This window comes from Rhodococcus sp. PvR099 (genome assembly GCF_017833315.1).
Lineage (GTDB): Bacteria > Actinomycetota > Actinomycetes > Mycobacteriales > Mycobacteriaceae > Rhodococcus_G > Rhodococcus_G oryzae.
On record NZ_JAFIBV010000001.1, the window covers coordinates 3,754,169 to 3,780,851 of the forward strand.

Annotated in this window: 30 protein-coding genes; 10 read left to right on the plus strand and 20 right to left on the minus strand. The window is 67.1% G+C overall.

All coding sequences use genetic code 11. The features are described 5' to 3' along the window. Positions 1–5 precede the first annotated feature (5 nt). The 4 genes from JOE46_RS17240 to JOE46_RS17255 all read left to right on the plus strand — a co-directional run bounded on the left by JOE46_RS17240 (position 6) and on the right by JOE46_RS17255 (position 3,028). Positions 6–767, plus strand: a complete 762-nt coding sequence (locus JOE46_RS17240) for a 3-hydroxyacyl-CoA dehydrogenase (protein WP_097214374.1) — start codon at positions 6–8, stop codon at positions 765–767. Between the two features lie 25 nt (positions 768–792). Further along, positions 793–1,413, plus strand: coding sequence for a TetR/AcrR family transcriptional regulator (locus JOE46_RS17245; protein ID WP_097214402.1), 621 nt, complete (start codon positions 793–795; stop codon positions 1,411–1,413). A 69-nt stretch (positions 1,414–1,482) separates the two neighbouring features. Next, a complete protein-coding gene (locus tag JOE46_RS17250) occupies positions 1,483–2,640 on the plus strand; it encodes an acyl-CoA dehydrogenase family protein (RefSeq protein WP_209927941.1) in 1,158 nt (385 codons plus the stop codon). A gap of 91 nt (positions 2,641–2,731) precedes the next feature. Continuing rightward, positions 2,732–3,028 carry a putative quinol monooxygenase gene (locus JOE46_RS17255; RefSeq protein ID WP_097214376.1) on the plus strand — a complete coding sequence of 99 codons (297 nt, stop codon included), beginning with the start codon at positions 2,732–2,734 and terminating at the stop codon, positions 3,026–3,028. Between the two features lie 154 nt (positions 3,029–3,182). On the opposite strand, the gene JOE46_RS17260 is transcribed toward JOE46_RS17255, so the two are convergent. The 3 genes from JOE46_RS17260 to JOE46_RS17270 all read right to left on the minus strand — a co-directional run bounded on the left by JOE46_RS17260 (position 3,183) and on the right by JOE46_RS17270 (position 7,106). Then, positions 3,183–4,088, minus strand: coding sequence for an aspartate/glutamate racemase family protein (locus tag JOE46_RS17260; RefSeq protein ID WP_097214377.1), 906 nt, complete (start codon positions 4,086–4,088; stop codon positions 3,183–3,185). 277 nt (positions 4,089–4,365) lie between these two features. Beyond that, positions 4,366–6,030, minus strand: coding sequence for a long-chain-fatty-acid--CoA ligase (locus tag JOE46_RS17265; RefSeq protein WP_097214378.1), 1,665 nt, complete (start codon positions 6,028–6,030; stop codon positions 4,366–4,368). A 224-nt stretch (positions 6,031–6,254) separates the two neighbouring features. Further along, positions 6,255–7,106, minus strand: a complete 852-nt coding sequence (locus JOE46_RS17270) for a TetR family transcriptional regulator (RefSeq protein WP_143548537.1) — start codon at positions 7,104–7,106, stop codon at positions 6,255–6,257. Between the two features lie 345 nt (positions 7,107–7,451). Between JOE46_RS17270 and JOE46_RS17275 the strand changes: the two genes are divergently transcribed. The 3 genes from JOE46_RS17275 to JOE46_RS17285 all read left to right on the plus strand — a co-directional run bounded on the left by JOE46_RS17275 (position 7,452) and on the right by JOE46_RS17285 (position 8,998). Next, positions 7,452–7,820 carry a nuclear transport factor 2 family protein gene (locus JOE46_RS17275; RefSeq protein WP_209927942.1) on the plus strand — a complete coding sequence of 123 codons (369 nt, stop codon included), beginning with the start codon at positions 7,452–7,454 and terminating at the stop codon, positions 7,818–7,820. A 243-nt stretch (positions 7,821–8,063) separates the two neighbouring features. After that, a complete protein-coding gene (locus JOE46_RS17280; RefSeq protein ID WP_097214381.1) occupies positions 8,064–8,633 on the plus strand; it encodes a VOC family protein in 570 nt (189 codons plus the stop codon). Further along, complete coding sequence (locus tag JOE46_RS17285) at positions 8,630–8,998, plus strand: nuclear transport factor 2 family protein (RefSeq protein WP_143548538.1); 369 nt, start codon at positions 8,630–8,632, stop codon at positions 8,996–8,998. The genes JOE46_RS17280 and JOE46_RS17285 overlap by 4 nt, the downstream gene beginning before the upstream one ends. 99 nt (positions 8,999–9,097) lie before the next feature. On the opposite strand, the gene JOE46_RS17290 is transcribed toward JOE46_RS17285, so the two are convergent. From JOE46_RS17290 to JOE46_RS17345, 12 genes are all read right to left on the minus strand, one after another. Continuing rightward, entirely contained in the window at positions 9,098–9,877 is a 780-nt protein-coding gene (locus tag JOE46_RS17290) for an IclR family transcriptional regulator (RefSeq protein WP_097214383.1), read from the minus strand. Beyond that, complete coding sequence (locus JOE46_RS17295; RefSeq protein WP_209927944.1) at positions 9,874–11,460, minus strand: long-chain-fatty-acid--CoA ligase; 1,587 nt, start codon at positions 11,458–11,460, stop codon at positions 9,874–9,876. Before JOE46_RS17295 ends, JOE46_RS17290 begins: the two co-directional genes overlap by 4 nt. Beyond that, positions 11,457–12,608, minus strand: a complete 1,152-nt coding sequence (locus JOE46_RS17300) for an alpha/beta hydrolase (protein ID WP_097214385.1) — start codon at positions 12,606–12,608, stop codon at positions 11,457–11,459. Before JOE46_RS17300 ends, JOE46_RS17295 begins: the two co-directional genes overlap by 4 nt. Before the next feature lie 2 nt (positions 12,609–12,610). Beyond that, positions 12,611–13,183, minus strand: a complete 573-nt coding sequence (locus JOE46_RS17305; protein WP_209927945.1) for an NADPH-dependent FMN reductase — start codon at positions 13,181–13,183, stop codon at positions 12,611–12,613. Further along, entirely contained in the window at positions 13,183–13,707 is a 525-nt protein-coding gene (locus JOE46_RS17310) for an ATP-binding cassette domain-containing protein (protein WP_307861297.1), read from the minus strand. Before JOE46_RS17310 ends, JOE46_RS17305 begins: the two co-directional genes overlap by 1 nt. A 162-nt stretch (positions 13,708–13,869) precedes the next feature. After that, the gene (locus tag JOE46_RS17315; RefSeq protein WP_097214388.1) at positions 13,870–14,595 is read right to left on the minus strand and encodes a class II aldolase/adducin family protein; all 726 of its coding nucleotides are present in this window, start codon (positions 14,593–14,595) and stop codon (positions 13,870–13,872) included. Continuing rightward, positions 14,592–15,794: an NAD(P)/FAD-dependent oxidoreductase gene (locus JOE46_RS17320; RefSeq protein ID WP_097214389.1), complete on the minus strand. Its 1,203-nt coding sequence runs from the start codon at positions 15,792–15,794 to the stop codon at positions 14,592–14,594. The genes JOE46_RS17315 and JOE46_RS17320 overlap by 4 nt, the downstream gene beginning before the upstream one ends. Beyond that, on the minus strand, positions 15,791–15,988 hold the full coding sequence (locus tag JOE46_RS17325) for a ferredoxin (protein ID WP_031940479.1): 198 nt from the start codon (positions 15,986–15,988) through the stop codon (positions 15,791–15,793). The genes JOE46_RS17320 and JOE46_RS17325 overlap by 4 nt, the downstream gene beginning before the upstream one ends. Before the next feature lie 40 nt (positions 15,989–16,028). Beyond that, a complete protein-coding gene (gene hcaB, locus JOE46_RS17330; RefSeq protein ID WP_209927947.1) occupies positions 16,029–16,811 on the minus strand; it encodes a 3-(cis-5,6-dihydroxycyclohexa-1,3-dien-1-yl)propanoate dehydrogenase in 783 nt (260 codons plus the stop codon). Further along, positions 16,808–17,119, minus strand: a complete 312-nt coding sequence (locus JOE46_RS17335; RefSeq protein WP_072844410.1) for a hypothetical protein — start codon at positions 17,117–17,119, stop codon at positions 16,808–16,810. Before JOE46_RS17335 ends, hcaB begins: the two co-directional genes overlap by 4 nt. After that, complete coding sequence (locus tag JOE46_RS17340) at positions 17,116–17,703, minus strand: 3-phenylpropionate/cinnamic acid dioxygenase subunit beta (RefSeq protein WP_097214391.1); 588 nt, start codon at positions 17,701–17,703, stop codon at positions 17,116–17,118. The genes JOE46_RS17335 and JOE46_RS17340 overlap by 4 nt, the downstream gene beginning before the upstream one ends. A gap of 2 nt (positions 17,704–17,705) precedes the next feature. Beyond that, on the minus strand, positions 17,706–19,133 hold the full coding sequence (locus JOE46_RS17345) for an aromatic ring-hydroxylating dioxygenase subunit alpha (RefSeq protein ID WP_097214392.1): 1,428 nt from the start codon (positions 19,131–19,133) through the stop codon (positions 17,706–17,708). 521 nt (positions 19,134–19,654) lie between these two features. Here JOE46_RS17345 and JOE46_RS17350 point away from each other — a divergent pair. Beyond that, the gene (locus JOE46_RS17350; protein ID WP_245221084.1) at positions 19,655–20,953 is read left to right on the plus strand and encodes an MFS transporter; all 1,299 of its coding nucleotides are present in this window, start codon (positions 19,655–19,657) and stop codon (positions 20,951–20,953) included. Between the two features lie 97 nt (positions 20,954–21,050). Here the strand turns inward: JOE46_RS17350 and JOE46_RS17355 are convergent, their stop codons facing one another. Genes JOE46_RS17355 through JOE46_RS17365 form a run of 3 tightly spaced genes read right to left on the minus strand, consistent with a single transcriptional unit; the run spans position 21,051 to position 23,182 of the window. Further along, on the minus strand, positions 21,051–21,800 hold the full coding sequence (locus JOE46_RS17355) for a glycerophosphodiester phosphodiesterase (protein WP_209927949.1): 750 nt from the start codon (positions 21,798–21,800) through the stop codon (positions 21,051–21,053). Continuing rightward, complete coding sequence (locus JOE46_RS17360) at positions 21,797–22,837, minus strand: DUF4328 domain-containing protein (RefSeq protein ID WP_245221085.1); 1,041 nt, start codon at positions 22,835–22,837, stop codon at positions 21,797–21,799. Before JOE46_RS17360 ends, JOE46_RS17355 begins: the two co-directional genes overlap by 4 nt. Continuing rightward, a complete protein-coding gene (locus tag JOE46_RS17365; RefSeq protein ID WP_179800726.1) occupies positions 22,838–23,182 on the minus strand; it encodes a rhodanese-like domain-containing protein in 345 nt (114 codons plus the stop codon). A 123-nt stretch (positions 23,183–23,305) separates the two neighbouring features. Here JOE46_RS17365 and JOE46_RS17370 point away from each other — a divergent pair, with 123 nt between their 5' ends. Then, positions 23,306–24,235 carry an LLM class F420-dependent oxidoreductase gene (locus tag JOE46_RS17370; RefSeq protein WP_097214404.1) on the plus strand — a complete coding sequence of 310 codons (930 nt, stop codon included), beginning with the start codon at positions 23,306–23,308 and terminating at the stop codon, positions 24,233–24,235. Positions 24,236–24,245: 10 nt separating this feature from the next. Here the strand turns inward: JOE46_RS17370 and msrA are convergent, their stop codons facing one another. Further along, positions 24,246–24,956 carry a peptide-methionine (S)-S-oxide reductase MsrA gene (gene msrA, locus JOE46_RS17375; protein WP_097214396.1) on the minus strand — a complete coding sequence of 237 codons (711 nt, stop codon included), beginning with the start codon at positions 24,954–24,956 and terminating at the stop codon, positions 24,246–24,248. 125 nt (positions 24,957–25,081) lie between these two features. Between msrA and JOE46_RS17380 the strand changes: the two genes are divergently transcribed. Beyond that, on the plus strand, positions 25,082–25,552 hold the full coding sequence (locus JOE46_RS17380; protein WP_143548539.1) for a hypothetical protein: 471 nt from the start codon (positions 25,082–25,084) through the stop codon (positions 25,550–25,552). Here JOE46_RS17380 and JOE46_RS17385 read toward each other — a convergent pair. After that, positions 25,474–26,610 carry an acyltransferase gene (locus JOE46_RS17385; RefSeq protein WP_097214405.1) on the minus strand — a complete coding sequence of 379 codons (1,137 nt, stop codon included), beginning with the start codon at positions 26,608–26,610 and terminating at the stop codon, positions 25,474–25,476. The two genes, JOE46_RS17380 and JOE46_RS17385, sit on opposite strands and share 79 nt — an antisense overlap. Positions 26,611–26,683 lie beyond the last annotated feature (73 nt).

Sequence of the window (26,683 nt, forward strand, 5' to 3'; positions counted from 1 at the left end):
ACCACATGATCGTCAATGACAGCGTCGCCCTCGTCACCGGCGGCGCCTCCGGACTCGGCCTGGCCACCGCCAAGGCCCTGCTCGCCGACGGCGCCCAGGTCGTCATCGTCGACCTCCCCAGCTCGAACGGCGAGGTCGTCGCCAAGGAACTCGGTGACCGGGTGCGCTTCGCCGCGGCGGACGTCACCGACGAGGCCGCCGTGACCGCCGCCCTCGACCTGGCCGAGTCCCTCGGCACCCTGCGAGTCCTGGTGAACTGCGCCGGCATCGGCAACGCCGTCAAGACCGTCGGCAAGCAGGGCGCCTTCCCGCTCGACGGCTTCACCAAGATCATCAACGTCAACCTCGTCGGCACCTTCAACGTGCTTCGCCTGGCCGCCGAGCGCATCTCGAAGACCGAGCCCATCGACGGCGAGCGCGGCGTCATCATCAACACCGCCTCCGTCGCCGCGTTCGACGGCCAGATCGGCCAGGCCGCGTACTCGGCCTCGAAGGGCGGCGTCGTCGGCATGACCCTGCCGATCGCCCGTGACCTCGCGTCGCTGCTGATCCGCGTCGTCACCATCGCACCCGGCCTGTTCAAGACCCCGCTGCTCGGCTCGCTGCCGGAAGCCGCACAGGCCTCGCTCGGCCAGCAGGTGCCGCACCCGTCCCGCCTCGGCGATCCGTCGGAGTACGGCGCCCTCGCCGCACACATCGTCTCGAACCCGATGCTCAACGGCGAGACCATCCGTCTCGACGGCGCCATCCGCATGGCACCGCGCTGACCCACACGTGATCGAGGAGGGGCCGATGTCCGCACCGCCCGAAACCATCACCCACTGGCGGGAATTCGAGCCGATGCAGCTCGGCCCCATCCTCGACCACGCCCTGGATGCCTTCCACGAGAACGGCTTCCACGGCACCACGGTCCGTGACCTGGCCCGGCGGGTCGGGGTCACGGTGCCCGCCCTGTATTACCACCACGAGAACAAGGAAGCGGTTCTCGTGGCGTTGCTCGACACCGCGGTCCGCGACCTGATCGACCGCTGCGCCGCCGCGGTCGATGACGGCGGTGACGATCCGGTCCTGCGCTTCGCCTACTTCTTCGACGCGGTGGTGCTGAACATGACGCACCGCGCCCGACAGTCCGCGCTCGACTCCGAGCTGCGGCACGTCTCGCCGGAGAACCGCCGCAACTACGCGGCGACTCGCAAGAGGCTCGAGCTCATGGCCCTCGACCTGGTGACGGACGGCGTCGACCGGAAGGTCTTCGTCGTCGACGACATCCCGGAGACCGTGCGAGCGCTCCTCGGTATGGGTCAGTCGATCGCCCGCTGGTTCCAGATCGACGGTCCGTTGACCCCCGACGCTGTCGCCGACCGCTACACCGCCATCGCCCTGCGCGTCGTCGGCCATCCCGCCGCTTCCTGACCACCCGTAACGCTCGGCAGCGACCGGGAGCCCACACCGTCAACGCCTGATCCAGCAAGGAACAAGACAATGCAGCGCAAGCACTTCGAATCCGACCACGAGGACTACCGCGGCACCGTCCGCGAGTTCCTTGCCCGCGAGGTCGAACCCCGCTACCTGCAGTGGGAGGAAGACCGGTTGATCGACCGCGCGTCGTATGTCGCCGCCGGCAGGTCCGGCATCATCGGCCTGGGCGTCCCCGAGGAGTTCGGCGGGTCGGGTGTCACCGACTACCGGTTCCGGCACGTCGTTTCCGAGGAGATCGCCCGCACCGGCACCACATCGTTCGGGTCCACCCTCTCCCTGCAGGACGACATCACGATCCCCTACATCCTGCACCTGGGTACCCCGGCCCAGAAGGAGCGCTGGCTGCCGCGGATGGCCGCAGGTGAGCTGATCGGCGCCATCGCGATGACCGAGCCGGGCGCCGGTTCCGACCTGCAGGGCGTCAAGACCACTGCGGTCCGGGACGGCGACGAGTGGGTGATCAACGGCCAGAAGACCTTCATCACCAACGGCATTCACTCCGACCTGGTGATCGTCGTGTGCCGCACCGACCCGAACGCGAGCAGTAAGGGCTTCTCGCTGATCGTCGTCGAACGCGACACCCCCGGCTTCAGCCGCGGACGCAAGCTACACAAGGTGGGCCTCGCCGCACAGGACACCGCCGAGCTCGTCTTCGAGAACGTCAGGGTGCCCGCGGAGAACGTGCTCGGCACAGAGGGCCGCGGCTTCATCCACCTGATGGAGAACCTGCCGCTGGAGCGGATCGGGATCGCCGTCGGCGCCATCACCGCCGCCAGGGCTGCCTACGAATGGACCAAGAGCTACGCGTTCGAGCGCAAGGCGTTCGGCAGGCCGATCGGCGACCTGCAGAACTCGAGGTTCGTGCTCGCCGAGATGCTCACCGAGATCGAGGTCACCGAGTCGCACATCGACCGCTGCGTGATCGCCCTGAACGCAGGTGACCTGACCGCCGTCGACGCGTCCAAGGCGAAGTGGTGGGCCACCGAGCTGCAGAAGCGGGTGGTGGACCTCGGAGTGCAGCTGCACGGCGGCTACGGGTTCATGATGGAGTACCCGATCGGCCGCGCTTACGTCGACACCCGCATCCAGACGATCTACGGCGGCACCACCGAGATCATGAAGGAGATCATCGGGCGGGCCATCGCCTCCGAGTTCCGTTGACACGAACGGGGTTCGAAGGCCCGAGGGCCGTCGGACCGAACTGTCTGCGGATCGCAGACAACATCATTGGCCTCAACACCGAGGAGTTGACATGGAAGTGATCGCAGTTCTGGAATTGACCTTCAAGCCGGAGTCCCTTGACACCGCGCGGGAGGTGATGACGCGAGTGCTGAAGGAGACTCGGGGATTTCCCGGCTGCGTCGATGTGAAGTCGATCATCGACGTCAAGGAACCCAACATCTGGCGTTTCGTCGAGACCTGGGAGTCGGCCGCACACGACGCCGCGTACCGCGAGTTCCGAGCCGGCGAGGGAGCCATCACCGATCTCGGTCCGCTGCTCGCCGGTCGACCCTCGCTCGCCACGGGAACCGTCGACTCGCTCATGTAATCCCCCAACGCCGATCACTCGCCGATGCACGCGTGCCGGCCGGCTGTTCTCCGGCCGGCACGCTCCGCTCCTGCGGCGATCCCGGGTTGCGGGAGACCGTTTATGTCAGCAGGTCGCTACTGTTTCGAGTGTGCACTCAGCGTGCATGTGTCGGTCACACCTGTGTCTCGGCGGGCTCGCGCGCCGGCAGTTCGCAGGAAGCGGTTCCGTCGTCATTCAGCACACAGACAGGGCAATCTTCCTGGTCATCGCCAAACGCGAGTTCTGCCGCCTTCATCATCTCCGCCAGGACGTGATGGCGATCCGACTTGGGCACGCGATGATCGCGTGCCGGCTGCAAGCCAAGCGCGACCATCGATTCGAGCTGCCGATATCCGGCGGTGGTCGGGTCCACGATCGGGACGCTCGCGCGCGACATGAGCACATCGGCGACCGGGCTCATGCAGTTGCAGCCGAGAATGACCGACTCGGCGCCGTCCTGCACCGCATGCTCGATCTCGGCGAGGATGCGCTCGATCATATGCTCGCGCCCGGACCTCATCTGGGTGAGGAAGTTGTCCTCGTCGGCCAGCGTGCCCTGCTCGTCCGGAGTCGAGACGTAGCGCACCGAAATGCACTGCTGCCCCACCGGGTTCTCACGGAGGAGTCGCTCGTAGACGAAGCTCATCGTCTCCGGCCAGATCGTGACGATGCTGAACCGGCCGCCAAGCGCTGCCGCCGCCAGCAGGCTGGCCTGACCGCTACCGATCACCGGAATGTCCACAGCCGCACGCGCGGCCGCGAGACCGTAGTCCGGCACCCCGCCGATCAGGACCCCGGCATACCCGTCGCGGTCGGCTCGGATGGCCGCTTCCGCGTACGTCAGATCGGCGAGAAGCAGGTCGGTTGCATCGACGGGGGTAACCCGAATCACGGTATCCACCACGTCGATGGCGAAGCCGGGCGTGATCAGGTGCTCGGGAATCCGAGTCCCCTCCCGCTGCGCGCCGCCCTTCAGGTCCAAGTATGCGATCCGCTTGGTCAATTGACTCTCCTCGATTGCGAAGGTGAGCGCCGTCACTCCGTGGACGGTATCAGAAACCGGTTCTTCTGAGAAGAGGAATCTGGACGCCGATCGAGGGCAGGAGCCGAGCTATGAGGTTCGAATTTCCCTCTACCAGAATCAGACTCGTAGATTCAGCCCGTGGCGACGACAGGCAGCTCCATACAAGAGCGGAAGGTCGTCGGCCTACGCACTCTCGGCCGACAACCTTCCGCGGTGGTCTGAATTCTTCAGCGAGGAAACAATTTTCGCGTGCGCTGCACGTCAGTCGCTCACACAGCGCCCTGTCTGTCGATCATCGCCGAGTGGCTCGATAGATATCACCGTGCTCCACGCGCATGACCTTCTTGTCGAGCTTCCCGACGCTCGTGCGAGGAAGCTTGTCGACATACACGACCGTGTCAGGAAGCTGCCACTTGGCAAAGGCGCCTTCGAGCAGCGCGTGGACCTCCGCGAGCTCGACTTCCGCTCCGTCCGTGGTCACCATGATCACGACGGGCCGTTCCTGCCATTTCGGATGCTCGACACCGATCACCGCCGCCTCGGCCACCCGAGGATGGGCAATGATCGCGTTTTCCATATCGATCGACGAAATCCATTCGCCGCCACTCTTGATGACATCCTTCAGCCGGTCCGCGAGCTTGAGGTAGCCGTTCTGATCGATGGTCCCGATATCGCCACTTCGCCAGTAACCGTCGAGGAACCTGTCGGCGTCGTCATCGAGCTTGTGGTACCGCGCGGTGATCCACGGCCCCCGCAGCAGGACCTCACCCTTGCTGTTGCCGTCGTGCGGCAAGTCGTTGCCCTCCGAATCTACGATCCGCACATCGACACCGCCCGCGGGAAGACCCTGATAGCGCTTGATGCTCCACCACTCGTCTTCCGTCACCTTGCCCTGCAAGGTGACCTTGCGGCCGTAGTTGACGAAAGCCATCGGCGCAGTCTCGGTAGCCCCGTACGCATGGATGAAATCGGCGCCGGTCAGGTCGTGGAACCCACGCATGAGCGAGAGTGCGGGCTCGGTGGCGCCGGACAGCAGTCGGGTGCGACTGAAGTCCGGTTTGACGTCGAGCGTCTCGATGTAGTCGAGCATCGGCTGGAAGATCGCCGGGGCGCCGTTCGCGACCGTCACGTTCTCGGCGATCATCACGTCCGCCAACAAGTCTGTGTCCTCTGCCGAATAGCGGCCGGGCAGAACGATCTTGGCCGCGACGTAGACGGCAGACTGCGGAAGACCCCAGGACTGACTGTGGAACATCGGCGTGATCAGCATGACCGCGTCGGCGGCGCTCATCCCGTAGGACGAGGCCTGCGTCAGGGTGTGCAGGTAGATCGCTCGATGCGAGTAGTACACGCCCTTCGGCCGGCCGGTGGTGCCGGTCGTGTAGCAGGCGCTGTACGCGGAACTCTCGTCGATCATCGGCCAGTCGATCTCCGGGGACGCCTTCGCCACCAGGTCCTCGAGATGACGGACGTTCGGCAACGTGGTGGCGATCTCCGAGAGGGGCTTGTCGGACATCACCACCCAGGTGACCTCCGGCGCAAATGGCGCCACCGATTCTGCGACGCTCAGCAGGCTCTCGTCCACCAGGACGACAGACGCGCCACCGTGGGTGGCGACATACCCCACGTCCTCGGGCGCCAGGCGCAGGTTCATCTGCAGCATCACCGCTCCGGTGCCGGGGATGGCCCAGTAGAGTTCGAAGTGCCGCTTACTGTTCCAGTCCAGGATCCCCACCACGTCACCGGGTTTCACGCCCAGGTCGGTCAGAGCGTTGGCAATCCGCTTGATGCGCGCGTACGCGTCGGCATAGGTGTAGCGGCCCCATCCCCCGTCGCCGGTGCGATAGACGATCTCGCGCTCAGGGTAGTTGCGGGCCGAATGACGGATCAGCGTGGTCGTGTTGAGCTGATACGAGTCGTCATTCGTCGACGGGTGCCCCTTGACAATCGCGGTCAACTGCGCGCTCCTCGGATCCGGCCAGTTCTACTGGCGACAGCTTCTCCGCGGGACTGATCACCCAGGCACCGCATCGTTCTGCAAAGCAGAACATCTCTCTGTTTCAGAGTTGCACGGGCCGATAACGCAAGTCAAGGCTTGAGGCACAAAAGCTGCAGCCGTCGGCAAAGGCACTGCGTAGAGCACTTCAGCGTCGATCCAGCAGATCGCCGCGCGTTGAGTCGTCAGTCCCGCGAACCCGAGATATCGGTCGAGCCGGCACCAACCATTGCCAGCGCGAGGTCCGTGTACTCCCGTGCGATCTCGTGCGGCGACTGACCGATCCCCGGCCGGTACCAATCGGCCACGGCAACACACATCGTGACGATCGCTGTGGCCGTCGACGTCGCCGGCACGGTTCCGACCCGCCCCGCAGCACGGCAGGCCTCCACGGCTGCCTGCACAATGCCCCGGACCTGCGTTCGCGCCTGGAGATGTAGCGATCGGCCGGGCTCGTCGAGCGACCGTAACTCAGTGGACGCGAGCACCGCCGAGGCCTGACGGTGTGTATGGAAAAGGATCACGCACTCGACGAGGTTCGCCAACCGTTGATCGGGTGAATCCGCTTCGGCGTCTGCGGCCACACATCGACTTATGAGCTCGGCCATCGCGCCTTGCAGCAATTCAGTGAGCATCACATCCTTGCTCTCCACGTGGTAATAGACGCCTGCCATCGACAAGCCGCACCGGTCGGCGATCATCCTGACGGTGGCAGCGTGGTAGCCGACCTCCACAAAGACCTCCAGCGCCGTCCGAAAGACCGGAGGGAGGTCAAGCGGCTCGAAGTCTCGCCAGTCGTCGAACCGTGGCCCCGCGGGCTCGGGCGGACGCAGATCCAGCGGTACCTCGAGCGCGGCCGAGAGCGCCTGCAAGCGCTCATGACCCGGCAGGCTCTTCCCGTTCTCGAACTCACTCAACGATGACGGGCTCATGCCGACCACCTGAGCCAGCTGCCGGAGCCCGACCTCGCGCTCGATACGCGCTGCGCGCATCCTCGCGCCCAGGCCTTCCCCACCGATTCGTCCCACCCGCTCCATGACCACCACGGTATCCCGCGACCGAACCGGCACCCTCTCGCCACCAGCACGAACACCTCTTCGTTCGAAACTTAGCGATCGTTAGGTCTTGACGAACCAAACAGACGGCAATACGGTCTCCGTGAGACGTCCGAGCGATGCGCGTCACAGCACGAGGCGAGTGCGAGCCGGCAGCCACAGAACCCAGAAGCGGGACCACTGCGCGCCGTCGATCCACCTCGTCAACTCGGGCGACATCCCGCTCGAGTGCGCAGCCCGGACCCGCAAGTTGCGCAATACCAACATCTCTCATTCCCCCGTAAACAAGCTCAGCGCCGGCGACGGCGCCCAGTCAGGAGTACTCCAGTGAGCGACATCCTCGAGTTCGCGGACCAGTTCTTCAATGCCGTCTCGAACGGCGACATCGACGCGGTGGCCGGCTTCTACGGCGACGACGTGACCGTCTGGCACAACTTCGACAACCTCGACCAGTCCCGCGAGGACAACCTCGCGACCCTCGCTGGAATCTCCGGCCGCTATGACGCCTTCGGCTACGAGGACATCCGCCACACCGCCCTCGAGGACGGCTTCCTCCGTCAGCACGTCATCAAGGCCACGGTCGGGAAGAAGACCGTGAACGTCCCCGCGGTCCTGCGCGTGTACGTCGAGAGCGGCAAGATCCACCGCATCGAGGAGTACTTCGACCGCGGCCAGCTCAGCACCGTGTTCAGCTGACCCGACCCGCACCGACGGCCCCGGTGGGACGTGGCGCATCCACCAGGTCGTTCCGCCACCACCCGGCCTTCAGTCGGCCTCCCATTAATCCGGTTTTGCCTGGTGACACCGGGCTCCGGTCACCACTACTCACCGACCGTTCACAACTTAGCGGTCGATAGATCTTGACTAGCCGAACACTCGGACCTACCGTCGAGCCGAGAGCCCGGCGAGACGGCCGACACGCAGCGAGGAGAATGTGACATGACAAACACGGAATTCGAACTAGGTGGCGTGTGCCACCTAGCGCTGGTGTGCCAGGACATGGAGCGCACCGTCGACTTCTACACCAACGTCCTGGGCATGAAGCTGTCGATGACGCTCTCCCTGCCCGGTGGCGGCCAGCACTTCTTCTTCGACATGGGAGGCGGCCAGTTCATCGCGTTCTTCTGGTTCGCCGACGCCGCCCCGCACGCCCCCGGCATCGCGGCGCCCGCGGCCATCCCCGGTATCGGCAAGGAGATCGCGTCGGCACACGGCTCGATGAACCATGTCTCGTTCAAGATCCCGCTCGACAAGTTCGACGAGTACAAGGCCAAGCTCGAGGCCAAGGGTGTGCAGACCGGACCGATGCTCAACCACGACAAGTCCGAGCGCGGGATCAGCTTCGAGGACAGCGACTCCACCTTCGTGCGGTCGATCTACTTCTTCGACCCGGACGGCATCCTGCTCGAGTTCGCGGCGTGGACCCGCGAGCTACGCGAGGACGACGTCGCACACGCGCCCCGGACCGCGGACGGCGGCCTCGGCGCCCCCATTGGAGCGGCCGGGTGAGCGAAATGCTCGAGCTCGCAGACAAGATGTTCACCGCCCTCAGTCGAGGCGATATCGCCGTCCTCGACGAGATCTATCACGCGGACGTGAAGATCTGGCACAACTGGGACAACGCCGAGCAGTCCCGTGAGGACAACCTCCGCATCCTCTCGGGCATCCCCACTCGCTACGACGACTTCGGCTACGACGAAGCCCGCTGTACCGCCATCGAGGACGGCTTTGTGCGCCAGCACGTCATCCGGGCGACCATCGGGGACAAGACCGTCAACGTCCCCACCATCTTCCGGGTGTTCGTCGACGGCGGCAAGGTCCGCCGCATCGAGGAATACCTGGACGCCGGCGAACTTCGCAAGGTCTTTGCCTGAATAGAGACGCGATCGAGGAAGCCCCGCCGATCGATTCGATCGACGGGGCTTTTTCATGCCTTGCCCTTGCCGCGCAGGTAGATTCGCGCTATTCCGAGATCACAGGAAGAACGCGGCGACCTCGTCCACCGCCTGGGCCAGTGCGGCGGCGATCTCCTCGCGGGTCACGTCGGACATCCGACTCTTGGGCGTGGAGACGTTCAACGAATAGCGCGCCCCGCCGTACTCCCCGAGCGAGACCGACACCGACGCAACTTCGTCCTCGGACTCCTCGTCGCTCGTGGCGAACCCGGCCACGCGGACCTCCGCGAGCTGGCGCAGCAGAACCGACCGCTTGGTGATCGAGTGTGTGGTCAGACCCGTCAACTTCTCCTTGGGGTAGAGCTCGCGCACCCCACTGTCTTCCAGCGTGGCGAGCAGCGCCTTGCCCGACGACGTGCAGTGCGCAGGCATGGTCATGCCCATGCGGGACCCGACGCGCACCGCCCGAGCACTCTCGACCGAGTCCACGAAGGTCACCGTGTTCCCGTCGAGCCGGGCCAGATGAACCGTCTCACCCAGGCTGGCCGAGAGCCGCTCGAGCACCGGATGCACCCGCGCCCGAACGTCGGTCTGGCGCAGGACCGCGAACGCAATCGTCGTCAGGGCCGGGCCCGGCTCGTAAGCCCGCGAGCCCTCGACCTGACGAACGAAACCGCGGTACTGCAGCATCGCCAGTAGCCGGTGCGCAGTCGACGAGGCCACCGAGAGATACTCGCTCACCTCGGTCAGCCGGATGCTGCGACGATCGCCGAGCAGCAACAGGATCCGAAGCGCGTTGTCGACGGACTCGATCGGGTACTGCGGACGATTCGGAGGTGCATCTTCCTTTGCAGTCACGCAGGTAGGGTAGCGGCAGGGATGCGCAACACGTTCTTGGTGACCTTGCCCGAGGCGTTTCGTGGCAGCGAATCGACCACCACGAGGTCAGTCGGCAGCTTGTAACGAGCCAACCTGTCCCCGGCCCAGGTTCGCAACTCCTCGATGGTCAGATCCGCCGCGCCCGGCTTCAGCGCGACCACCGCGACCGGGGTCTCGCCCCAAGTCGCGTGCGCCCTACCGATCACGGCGACCTCGGCGATGTCGGGGTGGCCGGCCAGCGCGTTCTCGACCTCGGCGCAGTAGATGTTCTCCCCGCCGGAGATGATCATGTCCTTCGCGCGGTCCACGACATAGATGAAGCCCTCGTCGTCCACCCGCACCAGGTCACCGGAGTGGAACCAGCCGCCGGCGAAGGCCCGCGCCGTCGCCTCCGGGTTGTTCCAGTACCCGGACATGAGCCCCTGGCCGCGGTAGACGATCTCGCCGACCTCGCCGGGTTGAACATCCACCATGTCGGGGTCGACGATGCGGGCCCAGACACCGGGAGCCGGGCGGCCGACGGAGCCGAGCTTGCGGCGCGAGTCCTTTGCCTCGAGCACGCATGTGACCGGGGACATCTCGGTCTGCCCGAAGAGGGCGAGGCTCGACGCACCCGGCAACACCTCGTCCATCCTGCGGAGCAACGTGTCGCTTGCCGGCGCCGCGCCCCATGAGCTGACACGGAGCCGGGACAGATCACGGGGCATCCGCTCCTGCTCGTCACAGACCGCCTGCCACTGGGTGGGCACGAGAAATGTCGAAGTGACCCGCTCACGCTCCGCGACGTCGAGGAGGGCGCCCGCGTCGAAGGAGACGCTCGGCAGGATGACCATCGTGGCGCCCATCAGGATCGCCGGCGCCACCAGGCCGAGGGTGCCGATGTGGAACAGCGGCGCGGCGCAGAGGCTGACCTCGTCGTGCATTTCGAAGCGGAACGCCATCACGTTCGTGGCCGCCTGCGCAGCCAGGTTGCGATGCGTGAGCACAGCACCCTTGGGGCGTCCGGTGGTGCCGGAGGTGTACATGAGCAGCGCAGGCTCCGACTCCTCGGTCACGGCGATCGGGGCGCCCGAACCGGGGTGGGCGACGAGGACGTCGTACGGCGTTGCGCCGCCGGCACTCTCGTCGATTCCCTCACCGACCTGGAAGACCAGGACCTGGCCCTCGGCCTCCGCGGCCGCGGCGATTCCGGAGGCGCTCGCCTGCTTGTCCACGAAGAGGACGACAGACCCGCTGTTGTCGAGGGTGAACGCCACCTCGCCGACGCTCAGCCGGAAGTTGATCGGCACGGCAAAAGCACCGATCCGGTTGGCGGCGATGATGATCTCGATGTACTCGGCCTGGTTACCCATCAGCAGCGCAACGCGGTCGCCGCGGCCAACGCCGCGCTCGGCGAGGGCGGCAGAGACGGCAACCACTCGCTGCTGGAGCTCCGCCCAGGTGATCCGGCAGTCGCCGAACACAATGGCCGGGAGGTCGCCACGCTCGAAGGCGTGCCGTGCAACCTGGTTGACCCAGTGCTGCTTGCGTGCGAGCCCCAGCTCGTCGTTCTCGGTGCTCATTCCCAGTGCGCCCTGGGGAAGCGCTCGGCGATCCAGTCGCACATGACCTCGGCGACCTTCTCGCGGGCGCCGGCCGGCTCGACGAAGTAGTGATCGCCCGGCAGGTCCCTGCGCTGCTTGTCGGTGCTGGCGATGGCGTTGTACAGCGCGTCCGCATCGCTGGGGAACACCCCCGTGTCGCCCTCGGGGTTGATGACAAACGCGGGCACGGTGATCTTCTCCATGTGCATTTCCGCGCGACACTGGGATTCTTCGAGACTCCACATGTGCAGCCAGTTCCGCAGCGTGCTCCCGGCACCGATGCCGCGGTCGCCGCGATTCGCCACGGCAGTCAGGCCGCGGTAGCACTCGCCCGCAGGCCGACTGCTCGGCTCCAGCGTCGCGTCGACCATGCGGGGGTCCGCCCAGGTACGCGGAACACCGAAGTGCCGGTCGAAGTAGCCGGCGGCGGTGATCCGGGCAAGCTCTTCCCGGGCCCACGCGGTGATCCGGTGGTTGCGAGCGACCTGCGCGGCGCGGTAGCGCTCGATGAACTCCTCGGAGTAGGGCGGGCCGTTCTCGGGGTTGAACAGGTCGAGTTCGGGGTCGGTCAGCGTCGGGTCGTTCTCGTCGACGACGGCCGCGTCCAGCCACGAGGTCAGCACATCGGGCCGGCCGCCGTGCGCGGCGAGGGAGATGTAGGCGTCACCGGGGATGAGCTCGTCGATACCCAACGCGGGTTCCATATCGCGGGCGGGACGGATGCACGACTCGACAGCTTGCGCCTGGTAGGCCGCCATCAGCGACCCGCCGCCGGAATTGCCAAGCAGGATAACCTGATCCACACCTGCATGTTCCTTCAACCAGCGGATGCCCACACCGATGTCGACCAGTGCCTGGTCGAGATTGAAGAGCTCCTCGTAGCCGCGGTAGCGGGTGTTCCAGCCCAGGAAACCAATACCACGCGCAGCCATGAACTCGGCGATGTAGTGCTCCGAGAAGTCGATCTGGTAGTGCGTGGCGATCATCGCGATCCGCGGCTTCTTGCCGGCGGGCGTGTAGTAGAGCCCCTGGCACGGGTAGCCGCCGGCCCCCGCGCGCTTCGCGCCCGGGGACTCGCTGCTGACAAATTCCTTGTGGACGGTCGGGCTGGTGGTGGCGCCGGTCATGGTCAGACAACCTCGTATTCATTGAGACTTGCGTACTTCTTCAAATGCGTGAGCATCAAATCGACCCGTTCGAGGACGATGGGATCCGTCAACTTGCCTTGCTCGTCAAAGTGATTGGGCGCAAAGCTGAGGAGAATTTCGGGGCCCGGCAGCACCGGGGACCGCGAGAAGACGAAGGTGTGACGCAGTTCGAACTGGCTGCGCGCGGTGCCGAGGCGGCCGGGCGTCGCGCCCATGATCGCCACCGGCTTGCGCTCGAGTACCGAGCGTCCGAGCGGAAGCGAGAGCCAGTCGAGCGCGTTCTTCAGAACACCGGGGACGCCACCGTTGTATTCCGGTGTCGCGATGAGCAGAGCATCAGCGGCCTCGACCTCGGCACGTAGTGCGTGGACACTCTCTGCCTCCTTGCCGAAATCGTCTTCATTGAGCATCGGGATCTCGCCCAGCAGCCTCGTGATCCGCACGTCGACATCTTCTGGCGCCATTGCCGCGGTCGCCTCGAGGAGCTTGCGGTTCCACGATTCTGCGCGGAGGCTTCCCGCAATCGCGCAGATTACAAATTTTCCGTCTTTCATCATGCAGCTCCCAGATAAGCCGCGACGACTGCCTCGTCGCGGATGACCTCGGCGGGCCTGCCGAGGGCGATTCTAAGACCGAAGTTGAGGACACAGACGCGGTTCGAGATGCCCATGACCATCTTCATGTCGTGCTCGACGAGCAGGACGGCGACGTCGAGGTCCCGGTTCACCTGCACGATGGTCTCGGTCATCTCGGCGGTCTCGTCGTGGCTCATACCTGCGACGGGCTCATCGAGCATGATCAGCCGCGGTTCCATCGCCAGCGCTCGCGCCAACTCGATGCGCTTCTGCGTGCCGTGCGGCAGCGATCCGAAGGGCAAGCGGTCAACGCGAGCATCGAGGCGATTGCGAGGACTGGAACAGCTTTCCTCAGCATCTTCGGTACGTCCCTTCAGGTTGTGGCCTGACCCACATCGAACCGGCGGTCTCGAGCATTGAACAGCCATACAGGCCGCCGAGTCAAGGACTTCACTAGCGATCGATAAGCATAAGAAGCAGTTGCTCAACCTGCGCTGATACATTGAAGTTTCCTTGTGCAGAGGATATTTCTTCTGCTAGCGCCTGTTCGGGCCGTGGGCAGGCAGACCAGACCAGCAACGAAGCTGAACTGAATTCGGCGGCAGCGCCGATAAGGAAATTGCCGGTGCGATCCCGAACGGGCCAACGGCGCGCCACCCGAGGCGCTAGTCGAGCCGGGACACCTCGTGGCGCCAAGCGGCGCCCACATTGAGACCGGCACCCAGGTTCGGCAAGTCCGCCAGATCCTCGGCACCGATCGGCACCAGCGTGCCGCCCGCCGAGACGATGGACAATGACAGCGAGGCGATCACGTCGACAGAGATGGCGCGAAGCACCGCCTCCTGCACCGACGCGCCGGTGGACGTGAGGCCATGGCCGCGCATGAGCACCACCGGCCGATCGCCCAGGGAATCGGCCACATCGTCGCCAAGGGCAGGGTTGTGAATCAAAGCGGCCCTGGGGAATACGGGCACTCCACCGTGTGCCAGCACCGCTCCCGGGATGTCGTAGGCCCCGACAATGGGCAGGATGGGCAGCCCCGCGAGATCGGCGGCTACGACATTGTGCGGGTGCGCGTGAACCACAGAGGTGACATCCGGACGGCGCATGAGAATCCGGCTGTGCAGCGGCAACTCGTACGGCACGGTGTAGCCGCCGTCCAGTTCACCGGCAGCACCCGGCTCACCGGTGAACCCCACCAGGCGGATGTCCTCGGGGGTGGTGTGCAGCAGCCCGCGCTCCTGCGGCCCCCGACAGCGGATCAGCATCCGCGACTCGTCGATTCGGAAGCTGATGTGCCCCAAGATCCCCGGGGCCAGCTGCCGGGCGGCGAGCACCCGGCAGCCCTCGGCGACCAGCGCCCGGAGCTCGTCGAGTTCCCCGGGCCTCATGCCCGCACCGCCGTGCCGGCGATCTGTGCATGGACCTGGTCGGCCGGGCCGCCGGCGGCGATGGTGCGCCGCAGCTGGACCGAGGCCTTGGGCCAGTTCACGGTCAACCCGCCGCTGGCCCGCCCATCCGCGTCCTGCCAGATCGCGGCAAGCCGGAAGGGCTCCGCCTGCTCCACGACGACCGGGGTGCCCGTGATGTCGCGGGTGCCGAACAGCTGGATCTTCCAGTCGTACTGGTCGCTCCAGACGTAGGCCACCGGGTCGTGCGGGACGGGGGCATCGGGCGCGAAGATGTTGCGCGCCACGCAGTTCGCCTGCTCTACCGCGTTGGTCCAGTGCTCGACGCGGGCCGCCTTCTCCTGTCGCGGCTGGTACCACCGGGCGATGTCGCCGACGGCGAAGATGTGCTCGGCGCCGGCCACACGGCCGAACTCGTCGCACTCCACGCCGTCCTCCAGCGCCAGGCCCGAGGACTCCAGCCAGCGTGTGTTCAGTACCGCGCCGATACCGACGACGACGGCGTCCACAAGGACGCTCGACCCGTCGGAGAGCTCGGCCCTGATGCCGCCCTCCACATGCTCGAGGGTATCGACCGTGGCACCGAAGCGCGTGTCCACCCCGTGCGTACGGTGCAGCTGCGAGAAGCGCTGGCCCAGTTCATCTCCCATCACTCGCGCCATGGGGGTGGGCGCCGGGTCGACGATCGTGACCTCGATGCCCTGTTTACGGGCGAGGGAGGCGACCTCCGCGCCGATGAAACCCGCGCCGACGACCAGCAGGTGACTCGCGCCCAGCAGGCTCTCCCGCAGCGCGCGGGCGTCCGCGATGGTGCGCAGCACGTGCACGCCGGGGCCCGACCACGGCGCCGGCCGGGCGGCCGCGCCGGTCGCGATGACCAGCTCCTCGTAGTCGAGAACAACCCCGTCGCCCAGCACGACCTGCCTGTCCTGCGGACGCAACTCGACTGCGGCCCTGCCCAATACGAGCTCGATGTCGAGCTCGCGCGCCTCCTCCGCGGTGAGCAGCGGAACGTGTGCGTCGCCGTCGAGCGGGGCCTTGGACAGCGGCGGCTTGTCGTACGGCAGATTCGACTCGGCCTCGACGACCGTCACGGCCCCGGCATAGCCCTCATTGCGCAGCGCGCGGGCCGCGCGGATGCCGCCGACCGAGCCGCCGACGATGAGAACTCCGCCGCTCACTCGTCCTCCAGCCAGAGGGCGTTGGCCGGGCAGCTCTTCGCCGCGGTCTCGACCCGCTGCCGGTCGGACTCGTCCACGCGGGTCTTGAGCAGCACCACGAGGCCGTCGTCGTCCATGTCGTAGACGTCGTCAGCCGCGACCACGCAGTTCGCGTAGCCCTGGCACAATTCGAGGTTCGCCTTGAGAATTGCCATTTGGAATCCTTCCTTCAGTAGGTCGCGCGGAACACGGCGCTCAGACTTTGATGCCCATACCGCCGTCCGAGTGGACGACGCGGCCGGAGATGCCGCGCGCCCGTTCGGAGGCGAGGAATACGTAGCTCCAGGCGTGGTCGAGGCCGTCGAGCGCGACGCCAAGCGGGTTGCGGCCCGCGAGTTCCTTCGCCCGGTCCGGCCCGTCAAGCCGGTTGTCGGTCAGGCCCAGCGTCGAGAGCCCGCTCAGATCGGTCCCCAGGGTGCCGCCGGGGGCGACCCCGTTGACGCGGATGTCCGGCGCCAGCTCGTACGCAAGGGTGGTGACCAGCCCGCGCACCGCGAACTTCGACGAGACATAGAGCGTGCCGCCGCGACCCGGGTAGTACGCCGAGGTCGACTCCGTGAGCACGATGGAGCCGCCCGACTCGCGCAGCGCGGGTATGGCTGCCTTCACGCTGTGCAGGTGCGACTTGACGTTGACGGCGAACATCTCGTCGAACGCCTGGTCCAGCATGTCGGCGTCGATGCTCTCGAGCTTGCGGTAGAAGTCGAAGATGCCCACGCAGTTGACCAGGACGTCCAGCCCGCCGAAGCGGTCCACGACCGCCGACACCGCGGCATTGTTGGCCGCCGCCTTGGTGGCGTCGCCCTGCACGACCTCGACCTCGGGGTGCTCGGCCGCGAGGGCCTCACATTTGGCCGCGTCGAGCTCGAGCACACCGACGCTGGCACCCTCCGCGAGGAAGGCGTCGACCACGCCACGCCCGATGCCCGAGCCGGCCCCGACGATCAGTGCGCGCTTGCCGTCGAGCCAGCCGGTCACGAGGCGTCCTCGGTGGCGATGAGCGACTGGAACGGCTTGCCGACCATGGCCGAGAGCGTCGTCTCGTTCTGCCAGGTCAGTGCCTCCAGCTCGAGCGCGTCCAGGGTGATCCACTGACCGGACTTCGGCGACTCGATGAGCAGCCGCACGCCGTTGCGGGTGTGCACCTTCGAGATCCGCATGTCCGAGAACTCGTTCGCGATGACGATGGTCTCGCCGTCGCGCTGGTCCTGCAGGACACCGAGCCGCGAGTTTGCCCGGGCCGCCGCCGCGGCGTCCTCCGCCTCGCCCTCCCAGGAGAGCTTCACAGGAACACCGCCAGGTTCTGCATGCGCAGCACGGACTCGTCGGCGGCGATGTGCCGACGGGCCAGACGCCACGCGCCGTCCTCGAGACGCAGCAGGTCGACGCGACCGACCGAGAGCAGCGAGGGCTCCAGCACGTCACCGCGACTGCGGAACAACAGGACTGCCGACTCCACGACGAGCTCGTTCTCGTTCTCGGTCGCGAAGGTGCGGACGTTGGACAGGTGGTGACGCAGGCGCGAGGGGGGGTCCTCGGCCCAGGCGTGGCCGGTGTCGAAACGCGCGACGCGGCGGCTCAGCGAGTACTTGTCCTCGTCGAAGTGCGCCATGTCCTTGGCCGTGTCATAGCCGGTGCCCAGCGCGGTGGTGACGCGGATGGGCATGAAGTAGTGGATGTCCTCGGCGAGGGTGTCGAGCCAGGCGTCGTAGTCCTGCTGGTCCAGGAGGTAGGACTCGTCCACCAGCCAGCGGTGCGCCGTCAGGTGCCGCTGGTCGTCGAACGCCAGCGAGGCGCCCACGGCCGTCGTCGTCGACGCGGCCTGGCCCAGCGGGGAGCTGGCGGAATCGATGGGGATGTAAGTGCTCATGGCTACGCCTCCGCCTTCTCGCTGCTGCACTGCGCCGCGGTCTCGCTGCTGCACTCGCCGTCGACCTGCGGCGCGCCGACGTGGATGTTGGCCGGCACGGGCGCCGGCTTCTCCAGGTAGTCGGCCCACTCGTTGAGCAGGTGCCGCTGGTTGTACTCGCCGTAGCCGACATGCGCGACGCCCGGACCACAGAACTCGTCCTCGGTCAGGGGCTGCACCACGGGGCTGTCGTCGTGCAGCATGCCCATGCGGCCGTTGAGCAGCAGTCGGCGGGCCATCGACCCACCGGCGGTGTTGGTCAGCGAGACCCAGTTCTCGACGTCGTCCTGCTCGAACATGCCGCTGGAGCCGAAGCACATCAGGTAGGCCTTGTAGGAGAGCTTCTTGAACTCCTCCGGGGCCTCCTTGTCGACGACGAACCAGGACAGGACCTCGGTCTCGTCGGCGCTGATCGGCTGCCACTGGCGGATCGAGATGAAGGGCAGGACGTCGTCGCCCTCGGCGACCTTCGGCCAGTTGTGGACCAGGCTGATGTTCGGGAAGACCGAGGCAGCCGAGATCATGAAGCCGTCGCGTCCGATGACGTCGATCTGCTCCTGGGACCACTGCTCCTTCATTCGCTCGACCATTTCGTCGGGGTAGCCGACGTAGTTCATCTTCTCTTCGAAGGTTCCCGGGGGCAGCTTGTACGTGGTGCCGCCGCCCTTGCCGGCCCAGTACGTGTTGCCGTCCTTGCGCTTCTCCGCCTTCGGCTCGCGGAACAGGCCGATCTCGACGACGCTCGTGTGCGTCTGCGGGGTGTGGTACATGTCGCCGGCGAAGTTCTCGGCGCCGATCTTCCAGTTGGCCTTGACCCGCCAGCGCTGCGGTCCACGGATCTCGACGCCGCTGGCGCTCTGCTTGGTGTAGTAGTCGAGGTAGAACTTGAAGTCGCCGAGGAAGTCCTCGAGTGGCTCGGCGTCCGGATCCATCGACACGAAGATCAGCCCGTTGTAGATGCCCAGGCTGGGTGCCGGCAGCAGTCGCTGTCCCTTGCGCGCGAAGCCCTCCTCGCCGCCGTATGCCTCCTTGTGGAACGGCATGCCGACGATGCGGCCGTCGTTCTTGTAGGACCAGCCGTGGTACGGGCAGCGGAAGTGGGAGGCGTTGCCCTGTTCGGCGCGGCACACCTGCATGCCGCGGTGCAGGCACATGTTGAACATCGCGTGGATCTCGCCGGCTTGGTCACGGCTGACGATGAACGAGTTGTCCATGACGCGGCGTACGACGTAGTCGCCGACCTGCGGCAGCTCCGACTCGTGGGCGACGAACATCCACGCCCGGCTGAACAAGCGCTCCTTCTCCGCCTCGAAGACCTCGGCGTCGTTGTAGATGTGGGCGGGGAGCATGCCCCGCCGGACGTTGGCGAGGACGTCGGCCGCGTCGCGCATGGGACCTCACTTCAGAGAGAAAGTTTCTGGTTTACAGAAATTGATTCTGCACCGCGGCACCGATTGAGTCAACTACTTTCGGTCGGCTAGCACCGTGGATCCGGTAGGACTCGAGCGCGGGCCCGCAGCTGCCGTCGGCCGCGAGCTCTGTCGACGACCACCTACGCAGCACTGACATCCAACGCCCCCCGAGGCCCCATCCGGCAGATGGCAGCACTGGAGGGTGAACGCGCGAAACCGGGGCGAAATCTGAGGCTTCCGCCTCGAGACCCGTTAACGCGCAAGCGATCTGCTCGATCGGCGATCGCCGATCGAGAAATCCGCTCGACAGATGGCCAGGTCCGGTTTTGCGAGCGTCGAGTGTTGTCGGCCTGCATCCACTCTGCTATAAATCTCCTCTAGTGAGCAGAAACGTGTTCTGCGACACAGTTGAGGCGCGCCAGAACTGCATTGGTCGACGCACCCGAATCCAAGAACTTCAGCCCACGAGGGTCCAGACGTTAGCCCGAAGGAATGACCGAATGACCGCTGAACAGCTTGTAGATCCGATAGTTGCCCAAGCCCGAGCCGACAACCGGCGACGCGCCTGGAGCATGACTGGACTCGTCGTATTCCTCTACGTCGTGAACTTCGCCGACAAGGCCATCTTGGGCATCATCGCCCAGCCGCTGGCACGAGAACTGGGTCTGAGTTCCACCCAGATCGGCATGGTCGGCTCACTCTTCTTCCTGACGTTCACGATCGGGGGGTTCCTCGCGGGACCGTTGAACAAGTACCTGACGTTGCGCTGGGCACTGCTGATCCTCGCCGCGGTGTGGTCGGTGGTGTTGCTGCCTCTGGTGGTCGCAGCCAGCCTGGTCACCCTCATCGCGGGGCGTATGCTCCTGGGCCTCGCCGAGGGCCCGAGTTCCGCTCTCATGCACACAGCTGCCTACTCCTGGCATCCACCTGCCAAGCGCGGGCTGCCAGGAGCGTTCCTCATGGGATCAGGGTCCGTCGCGAAGATCCTGCTCGCACCGGTCCTCACCTATCTCACCGTCAGCTACGGCTGGCGAACAGCTGTCATCACGTTGACCTTCCTCGGCCTTGCATGGTCGGTCTGCTGGCTGATCGGATGGCAGGAAGGCCCCTACACAGGGAAGACGTCGAAGTCGCACCGCGACGACGAGAATGCGGAGCCGAGCGTTCCGTGGCGAAAGATCTTCCTGACCCGCACGTTCCTGAGTTGCTCCGTGCTGACCATCTTTGTCTACGCATTGACTACCGTCGTGCTGACCTGGCTCCCTTCGTATTTCGAGAAGGGTCTCGGCTACAGCGCAATGCAGGCTGGGTCCATGTTCGCGATTCCATCCGTCGTCGCCCTCGTCTTGATGATCGTCTCGAGCACGTTGACCGACCGGTCGATGGCAGCGGGGGGGCGGTCCCGAATCTCACGGATCACCGTTCCGTGCGTCGGAGTACTCGTCGGCGGTTCCATCCTGGCGGCTCTGCCCCTCTTCGACGTGCCCATCGTGACGGTCATAGCCCTTTCGATCGGCTATGCGTCCGTGAGCATGGCCTTCCCGCTTCTCAACGCCGCCATCTCCGAACTGTGCCCACCCCAGCAGACAGCCGGCACCATGGGCGTGTTCCTCGCAACGATGGCTGTCGGTGGCCTCATTGCGCCCTATGCCACTGGCGTCATCGTTGACCATGCCGCCACCCCGGCCGCCGGATACAGCTCGGCGTTCCAGGCAATCGGCGTCCTCGCCGCCATCGCCGCCATCGGGGTCCTGATCCTTGCGGATCCGGACCGCGACCGCCGCGCCATCCGGGGCTGATCATCACGGCCACCGGGCTGCGGAAGCCGGTGATTGCTTCAACGCCGTGTCGGTCGAGGAGGCACGAGGAATCCTCGACCGACACGCGGCTGCGGCCTCAGCGCGCCAGCCACTCCTTGGTCCGGCCCGGATGGTTGGTGGCGATCCAGCCGACACCGAGCTCCCGGCACAGCTGCACGTCCTCGAAGTCGTCGACCGTCCAGCAGTACGTGGCCCTGCCCGCCGCGGCCGCCCGGTTCACGATCTCGGGGTGCTCGCGCAGCGACTTGATGGACGGGCCGACCGCGGTGGCGCCAACGGTGGTCGCCGCGCCGCCGCCCAGGTATCGCGACGACTCCCCGAGCAGCACCGTGGGCAGCAGCGGCGCCGACCGACGGATCCGCCAGACCGCGGCCGCCGAGAACGACATGATGACGGCGCGGGAGTGGTCCGCGGACGCAGGTGCGGACAGCCCGAACCGGGACAGCTCCGCGAGCACCTTGCTCTCCACCAGCCCGCCGAAGCGGACCGGGTGCTTGGTCTCGATGAAGAGCTTGGTCGGGCGGCTGGTGTGATCGAGAACCAGCGTGATCAGCTGGGCGAGGGTGAGCACCGGCTCCCCGTTGGCACCGAACTCGAGCTCGTTGAGGTGCCTGAGCGTCATCTCGCTGACCAGCCCGGTGCCCGTGGACGTGCGGTCGACGCGCCGGTCGTGAACGCACACCAGGTGCCCGTCGCGGGTCAGCCGAACGTCGCATTCCAGCCCGTCGGCGCCCTGGTCGAGGGCCAGCTCGTACGCGGCGAGGGTGTGTTCGGGCAGGGCGGCGGATGCGCCGCGGTGCGCGACGACGCGGGGCTCGGGGGTCACGGCGCCCCCGCTTCCACGCGCTCCGGGGTCCGGGCGGGCCCGGCGTTCCCGGCCGGCTCGGCAATCCCGGCGGGCTCGGCAGTACCGGCGGGCTCGGCAGTCCCGGCGGACGTGGCCGACTCGGGTACCGCGACGAGCCAGCGGGTCAGCTCGCGCTGCTTCCCCGTCGGGCTCAGACCCTCGACGCGGTGGATGACCAACAGCGTCAGCACCGCGACCGCGACCGCGACCAGATCGGTGACCGCCGCGAGCAGCACCCCGTCGGCCTGCGCCTGCAGCGAGTCGAGCGTGCGCCACCACAGATTCACCACGAACAGCACGCCGCCACACGCCCAGGTGACCCACCACACCCGGAACAGCGTGCGTGTCTGCGGGTCCGGCTCGTCCAGCTCGGTCAGGAAAACCCCCGGCATCGCCAGGTTCACCACCGGGACCAGGCAGCCGAGGGCGAGCGTCGACGGGCGGCGCGGGTCGACGTGTCCGCTGCGGGCGAAGGCGCGGCGCCGGGCCCCAACCAGCCAGGCGACAGTGGCCACGGCGGCGCACACGGCGACGATCGGGGCGAGCAGACCCGCCGCGGAGACCAGCCCGTCGGACACCGCGAGCAGCCCCGGCCCGATCAGGGTGCTCCGGTTGCGCAGCAGCAGCCCGTAGCGGAACAGTTCGGCGAGTGCGGCCAGCGCGAACAGCGCCGCCGCCGCGCTGAGCAGCGCGGGAGCCAGCTCGGCGAGCTGCTCACGACGCCCGGCCACCGGTTCCCGGTCGGGAGCGGGGGGCACGTCGCGCAGGCCCCATCGGGGGATCTCGCGGTAGGACGGCGGGCCCGGTTGGGCCGAGGTCCGGGCCGGGCGGACCCGGCTCGTGGCCGCCCCTGGCCGTCGGGCGACCCATCGGAAGTTGCGCAGGTTCGGCGGTTCCGGGCGCGCCGGATCCGTCGGCGAGAGCAGCACGCCGTGGCACCGCGGGCACCACTGCGCCGGGCCCCCGACAACCGGCCATCGGGCGGCGCAGCGCGCACAGACCTGAACGGTGCTCATCTAGTAGATCTTTGCCGACCGCCCGCCGTCGGCGGTCAACGGCCGGCCACATTTCTGCCAGGCCACCATCCCGTCGACGACGTTCACCGCATCGAACCCGACCTGGTTGAGGTATTCGACCACCCGCATCGACCGGCCGCCGGACCGGCACACCACGTACACCTCGGCGTCCATGTCGATCTCGGCCATCCGCGCGGGCACGTCGACCATCGGGATGTGCAGGGCACCGGGCGCATGCCCGTCCGCCCACTCCTCGTCCTCGCGCACGTCCAGCAGGATCACCGAGTCGGACAGCTCGGCCGGTACCTCCGCCGCGGGCACCGAGGGCACATCACCAAAGCTCACGCCATCGATACTGTCACGTTCGGCGGCGACTCGTCGGTGGAGGCGGGAACGATTCCCCCTGCGCGCGGGGCGGCCGCGTTGTGGGGCATGCGCGCCCGCGCCGGATACGGCAGGCTGGCACGCATGGAGCTGAGAATCTTCACCGAACCGCAGCAGGGCGCCACCTACGGGCAGTTGCTGCGCGTCGCGCAGGCCGCCGAGGACCTCGGCTACGGCGCCTTCTTCCGATCCGACCACTACCTGGCGATGAACTCCGACGGGTTGCCCGGCCCCACCGACGCCTGGATCACCCTTGCAGGCCTCGCCCGCGAGACGTCCACGATCCGGCTCGGCACGCTGGTCACCTCCGCGACGTTCCGCTACCCGGGGCCGCTGGCGATCAGCGTGGCCCAGGTGGACGCGATGAGCGAGGGCCGGGTGGAATTCGGCATCGGCGCAGGCTGGTACGAGGAGGAACACCTCGCCTACGGCATCCCCTTCCCGTCGCTGAAGGAGCGTTTCGACCGGCTCGAGGAATCGCTGGCGGTGATCACCGGCATGTGGGAGACCCCGGTCGGTGAATCCTTCTCGTTCGACGGCGCGCACCACCGCATCGAGGATTCGCCCGCGCTGCCGAAGCCGTTCCACCACGCCGGGCCCCCGATCATCATGGGCGGCATGGGCAAGCGCCGTACCCCCGAACTGACGGCCCGCTACGCCGACGAGTTCAACCTGCCGTTCGTCTCCCTCGAGGGCACCGCCACCCAGTTCGAACGGGTGCGCCAGGCCTGCCGCACGATCGACCGCGACCCCGCCGAGCTCGCCTACTCCAATGCGCTGGTGCTCTGCTGCGGCCGCACCGAGAGCGAGCTCGCCGCCCGCGCCGCGCGCATCGGTCGGGAGGTCGCCGAACTGCGGGAGAACGGAGCGGCCGGTTCACCCGCCGAACTCGTCGACAAGATCGGCCGGTACGGCGAGCTCGGGGCGAGCCGCATCTATCTGCAGACCCTCGACCTCGATGACCTCGACCACCTGGAGTTGGTCGCGAAGGAGGTCATGCCGCAGCTCGGCTGAGGGCGACGCGTCAGCTCGGCGGCTGGATGTCCTTCTGCGCGGGCACCTCGTCCTGCTTCAGCAGGCCGACCGGGCAGCTGACGCCGGTGGCATGCACCGGGCAGTAACCGCCGGGGTTCTTGGCGAGGTACTGCTGGTGATAGTCCTCGGCGTAGTAGAACTCGCGGAGCGGGGCGATCTCGGTGGTGATCGCCCCGTACCCGGCGTCGGCCAACCGGACCGCAAACGTCTCCGCGGTGGCGTGCGCGATCGACTGCTGCGCGTCGTCGGTGGTGTAGATCGCCGAGCGGTACTGGGAGCCGTGGTCGTTGCCCTGCCGCAGGCCCTGCGTGGGGTCGTGGTTCTCCCAGAACTGCTGCAGCACGCTCGCGTAGCCGATGACCGCCGGATCGAAGACCACGAGCACCACCTCGGTGTGCCCGGTCCGGCCCGAGCAGACCTCCTCGTACGTGGGGTTGAGGGTGAACCCGCCCGCGTATCCGGCCGCGGTGCTGTACACACCGTCGAGCTGCCAGAACTCCTTCTCGGCGCCCCAGAAGCAGCCCATGCCGACGACCGCGGTCTGCATTCCCTCCGGGAACGGCGGGGTCAGCGGGTGTCCGTTGACGTAGTGGGCGTCGGGAACCCGCAGCGGCTGGGTCCGGCCGGGCAGCGCCTCGTCGGCGCTCACGATCGCTGTTTTCGCCGCCGTGCGGCCGAGGATGTCGTCGTACCAGGACATGATCCGATGCTACGCGCGGCCGCAGCCGCGGCGGTTCCATCGTCGTTGCGCGGGCTCGGAGGCCGCGCGCCTCGGTAAGCTCGCCGGTGCAGTTGGGGGGCCGACCGTCGTCGCAGGAGGCGTAGATGTCACCTCAGGAACCCGAGGGCGATGCGCAGGGATCGCCGTTCCCGCCGCCGTTCAAGTGGGGCGCCGCGCGGCCTGCTCCGAAACCCGCGCGGCAGCGACCCGAGGGTCCTCGCCCCGAGCCGCCGGTTGTCGTCGCGGAGCCGACCGTGGCCCCGATTCCTGCCGAGCCCGCGACGCCACCGACCGTGGCTGCCCCGAGGCTCGCCGAACCCGAGGCCGCTCCCCAGACGCCTGCCGAGCCCGTGATCCCGGCACCGACCGCGCCCGCGATCTCAAGCCAGTCCGCGACCCCGTCGGCCGACACCGAGTTCGGCGCGCCACCGGTCAGCCCGCCGTGGCTCGCGCCGGAACCCGCCGCCGGGCACGACCAACAGTCCGCGCCCGGCTCTCAGTCGGTCGCGCTCGCGGTGCTGATCGGTGTGCTGGTCCTCGTGGTCGCCGGCGCCGTCGCGTTCGTCGTGCTCTGATCGGACCGCCCGAAGCGGTGTGACTGCGCGCCGATCCATCGGCTCGAGGGCACCTCCACGAACCGGTACAGCAGCTCCGCCGCCCCGGCCGTCACCAGCAGGAAGGCGAGCACCGCTCCCGTCCGGCCCAGGTGGCCGACGGTGTTCTCGTACACCCGGTACAGGATCAGCGTGTGCAGCAGGTAGATCGCGTAGCTGCGGGTCGCGGTCCAGCGCACGACACTGAGCCGACCGAGGTAGCCGTCGTACCGCACCAGGGCCAGCACCGCGCAGGTGACCACGACCATCGTCCACAGGTAGCGGTCCCCCGCCCAGTAGACGTGACTGTCGGTGGCCAGGCGCACCACCTCGGCCTGCGCCATGGTCGCCACGATGATCCAGCGCCAGTTCGCCAGCCGCGCCCAGCCCAGGTAGATGATCTGGCCCATGAACACCGCTGGCAGGGTCGCGGCGACCTTGGACAGCATCGGCACTGCGTACGGCTGCGGCACGTACAGGTTGTAGAGCAGGACCGCGCTGCACAGGGCCGCCCCCGCGAGGGGTACCGCGATCGGGATCGTCCTCAGCAGCGGCCGGGCGGCGACGCAGTACAGGTAGAAGAGCACCTGCACGACCAGGGTCCAGGTCACCCCGAGCACCGCGACCTCCGGCGTGAGGAAGAACCCGCCGAGCACGAAGCTGAGCGCCGCCTCGGAGTTCGAGATCCCGTCCTGGCCGCTGAACATCCCATTGATGCCAAGGCGCACCAGGACGATCGCGATCAGGAGCGCCACCCACAGCGCGGGAAGCAGCCGGCCGACCCGGTTGAAGAGGAACCGCCCAGGGGTGTGCCGGGTGGCCGACGCGGTGAGCATCAGCCCCGTGAGCATCATGAAGATCGCAACACCGAGGAAGGAAAGGTGCTGGTTGAGTCCGCCACCGGCCACCAGCACCGTGTAGACGCCGTCGATCAGCCACCAGCCGGAGCCGAGGTCGTCGATCAGGTAGTACGAGATGTGCGAATAGATGACGGCGAGCACCGCGATCGCGCGAAGGAGATTGGCTCCGCCGAACTCGATCCGAGGCGGCGATGACGCGCGCACGGAAACGTGTTGCAGTCGGAGCACCACCCAATATTAAGGTTTTGTTCAC